This is a genomic window from Synechococcus sp. R55.8, assembly GCF_047461895.1.
In the GTDB taxonomy this organism is placed as follows: domain Bacteria; phylum Cyanobacteriota; class Cyanobacteriia; order Thermostichales; family Thermostichaceae; genus Thermostichus.
Window position 1 is genome coordinate 39,020 of the sequence record NZ_JANSIB010000005.1, and the last position, 3,558, is coordinate 42,577.

Below are 3,558 nucleotides of genomic sequence, written 5' to 3' on the forward strand. Positions count from 1 at the left end.
TAGCGCAGGCCGCTGGGCTTATAGACCAGGAAGCTGAGCACTTGGCACTGCTTAATGTTGTCGAACCCCACCACGCGAATGAAACAGTTGGGGTAGGCGCTGCGGCAAGCCTGCACTTCGCTGAGCACCTCCTGGGGAGAAGTGGCGCTGAACAGGGGCAGCTTCCACAGCGTCCAATAGCGAACCGTTGGTTCAGACGATTCGTTGAACTCTATGGCCGGGATGTAGCCCTGATCCAAGATGTACTGCACCTGCTTGATGATCTGCAGATCCGTCAGCGGCGGCAGATAGGAGAGGGTTTCGTAGCGGCGCTCTTTTGGTAAGGTTTGCATGATCGGTGTCACTCCGTTTCGAGCCTAGGGTTTTGTGGGGGGGATCCCGCTTCCGGGTGGGTAACGGGTAGGGATCCTGTTGCTGAGGTGATCCGTTCTAGATGATTGCGGCGGTGCTCCATGTTGGCTTGCTGGATGCCGGCTTTGGCCATTTCCGGCAGGTAATCGACCACCTCCGCAGCAATGTGTTCACGAACGGTCATGATGCGATAGGCCAACTCAGGACGCTCAGCCAGCAAAGCCCGCAGGTAGGCTTCCCCATCCTGAAGGTTTTGCCGAGCGGAGAACTGCTGTAGCCAAAGAGCCCTGGGGGGATCTGTTTCGCTCAGTTGAGCCAGCACCGTGCGCATCGCCTGATAAGTCAGGTAGCTGATCAAGGTCTTGGCGGTGTCTTTGGCGATCTGTTTCAGATCCATTGCCGATCCAGGGAGGGAGCCAGTAGGGCAAGAGAACCGTAGGGATCCCTTGCCCCCAGCAGATCTCTAGAGGGTGTCGACGGCCTTGAACTCGAACTTGATTTCCTTCCACAGCTCGCAGGCAGCCGCCAGCTCTGGCGACCACTTGGCTGCTTCCCGGATAATGTCGTTGCCTTCGCGGGCCAGATCTCGACCTTCGTTACGAGCTTGGATACACGCTTCCAAGGCCACCCGGTTGGCGGTTGCGCCCGGCGCGTTGCCCCAGGGGTGTCCCAAGGTTCCGCCGCCAAACTGCAGCACCGAGTCGTCGCCGAAGATTTCCACCAGCGCCGGCATGTGCCAAACGTGGATCCCACCGGAAGCCACCGGCATCACCCCTGGCATGGAAGCCCAATCTTGGGTGAAGAAAATGCCGCGGGAGCGATCGGCCTCTACGTAGTTTTCCCGCATGAGATCCACAAAGCCCATCGTGATGGCGCGGTCGCCTTCCAACTTGCCCACCACCGTCCCAGAGTGCAGGTGGTCGCCACCGGACATGCGCAAACACTTGGCCAACACCCGGAAGTGGATGCCATGGTTCTTCTGCCGGTCGATCACCGCGTGCATGGCCCGGTGGATGTGCAGCAGAATGCCGTTATCCCGGCACCACTTGGCCAGGCTGGTGTTGGCAGTAAAGCCGGCTGTCAAGTAGTCGTGCATGATGATGGGAGCGCCCAACTCCTTGGCAAACTCGGCCCGCTTGAACATCTCTTCGCAGGTGGGCGCCGTCACGTTCAAATAGTGGCCCTTGATCTCGCCGGTTTCCGCTTGGGCCTTGTGGACAGCCTCCATCACGAACAAGTAGCGATCCCGCCAGCGCTGGAAGGGCTGGGAGTTAATGTTTTCGTCATCTTTGGTGAAGTCCAGGCCGCCCCGCAGAGCTTCATACACGGCCCGCCCGTAATTTTTGGCAGAAAGGCCCAACTTGGGTTTGATGGTGCAGCCCAGCAGCGGACGGCCATACTTATTCAACTTATCCCGCTCCACCTGAATGCCGTGGGGAGGGCCTTGGAAGGTTTTCAGGTAGGCCACCGGGATCCGCACATCTTCCAGCCGCAGCGCCTTTAGGGCCTTAAAGCCAAAAACGTTGCCCACAATCGAGGTGAGCATGTTGGTCACCGAGCCTTCCTCAAACAGATCCAGCGGATAGGCGACGAAGCAGAAGTACTGGTTGTCTTCGCCGGGAACCGGCTCGATGTCATAGCAGCGGCCTTTGTACCGATCCAAGTCGGTCAGCAAATCGGTCCATACCGTTGTCCAGGTGCCTGTCGAAGACTCAGCCGCCACAGCCGCCCCGGCCTCTTCGGGAGGAACACCCGGCTGAGGAGTAACCCGGAAACAGGCCAAGACGTCGGTATCCTTAGGCGTGTAGTCGGGAGTGTAATAGGTGAGTCGGTAATCCTTCACACCGGCTTGATAGCCGCTTTTGGATTGGGTTGCTGAATAGGCCACGTTGATCTCCCTCTGAACGAATTACAGAACCAGAAAATGCCCTTCACGGATGCAACCAAGAGGAAAAACTCAGGGCCAAAACTCGAGACCGCCGAGTTTCCGTGAATAAGACCGCCCCACAACCATGAGGCCAAAGTTGGGCTTTAAGACACTCTTCATCCCGGCGGATGGAAGCCCTAAACCCTTCTTTTCGAGCGCCTTCAATCACTAGCTTCGACTCCCTGGATTTGCAAACCCAGCGGAAAGGAATTTATACAGCGCCTAAGCTAGAATCTCGGCAAACACAACTCTATATAGGTTTAATCCTAAGCTACCATCCGCAATAATGGGCTGATCATTACTTTCTTTATGAGTTTGATTAGTTTAATTAAAGTGAGGCCCCCTGCTTCCCGCTGAGAATACAGATTTCTTTGGCTTTCTTAATATCCTTCGGGTGGGATCCCCGGCCAAAACCAAAAGCTCCCTTCTTTGAGGGAGCAGAGCAAACCCACCCGCAGGGCCTGGACGGTCAAGAAACGGCTGCCAGGGTTGGCTGGGGTCTCTTGCTGATCACTTGGTCGATGAGGCCGTACTCTTTGGCTTGTTCTGGGGTCATGAAGTTGTCGCGGTCGGTATCTCGTTCGATGCGCTCTAGAGGTTGACCGGTGTGGTAGGCCAGCAAGCTATTGAGGCTGTTTTTGATGAAGAGGATCTCTTTGGCCTGAATTTCAATATCGGTAGCTGGCCCCTGAGCTCCACCAAGGGGTTGGTGGATCATGATGCGGGCGTGGGGAAGGGCAATGCGCTTGCCTTTGGTGCCCCCTGCCAGCAGAAAAGCTCCCATGCTAGCAGCCAAACCAATGCAGATGGTGGAGACATCCGGCTGAATGTGCTGCATGGTGTCGTAAATGGCCATGCCGGCATAGACAGAGCCGCCGGGGGAGTTGATGTAGAGGTAGATGTCTTTTTCAGGGTCTTCGGACTCCAAGTAGAGCATCTGGGCCACAATCAGGTTAGCAATGTCGTCGTCCACCTGGGTGCCCAAGAAAATGATCCGATCCCGCAAGAGACGCGAGTAGATGTCAAAGGCGCGCTCGCCTCGCGCAGATTGCTCAATAACGGTGGGAATCATGCCAGTCCAAACGATGGGTCAGTCCTTACTAGTGTAGTCTAAGCCACCGGACGGATGCTTTGCTCAGGACGACTCACCGGCCCGCCTCCGTACGGGGCTCGATGGGGTGTGAGCCGGCTAGAACAGCAAGGAGACGGGGTGGTTATAGCGGGATCCCTCTTCTTCTGGGATGTGGAACGGGTGTAAACTACCCGGCTCCGACCGCTAA

4 protein-coding genes are annotated in these 3,558 nt (G+C 56.7%); all 4 read right to left on the minus strand.

Features of this window, described 5'->3' with window-relative positions; all coding sequences use genetic code 11:
• Positions 1–332: ribulose bisphosphate carboxylase small subunit (locus NW829_RS01050; protein ID WP_011434136.1), on the minus strand; the 332-nt coding region annotated here is incomplete at its 3' end.
• 8 nt (positions 333–340) lie between these two features.
• Positions 341–748, minus strand: coding sequence for a RuBisCO chaperone RbcX (rcbX, locus tag NW829_RS01055; protein WP_011434137.1), 408 nt, complete (start codon positions 746–748; stop codon positions 341–343).
• 66 nt (positions 749–814) lie between these two features.
• A complete protein-coding gene (locus NW829_RS01060; protein WP_011434138.1) occupies positions 815–2,239 on the minus strand; it encodes a form I ribulose bisphosphate carboxylase large subunit in 1,425 nt (474 codons plus the stop codon).
• A 508-nt stretch (positions 2,240–2,747) separates the two neighbouring features.
• Positions 2,748–3,350, minus strand: coding sequence for an ATP-dependent Clp endopeptidase proteolytic subunit ClpP (clpP, locus tag NW829_RS01065; protein ID WP_011434140.1), 603 nt, complete (start codon positions 3,348–3,350; stop codon positions 2,748–2,750).
• Between the last annotated feature and the right edge of the window lie 208 nt (positions 3,351–3,558).

Coding starts and splice junctions, on each gene's coding strand:
- rcbX (WP_011434137.1), bottom strand. CDS start 748: ATGGATCTGAAACAGATCGCCAAAGACACCGCCAAGACCTTGATCAGC.
- clpP (WP_011434140.1), bottom strand. CDS start 3,350: ATGATTCCCACCGTTATTGAGCAATCTGCGCGAGGCGAGCGCGCCTTT.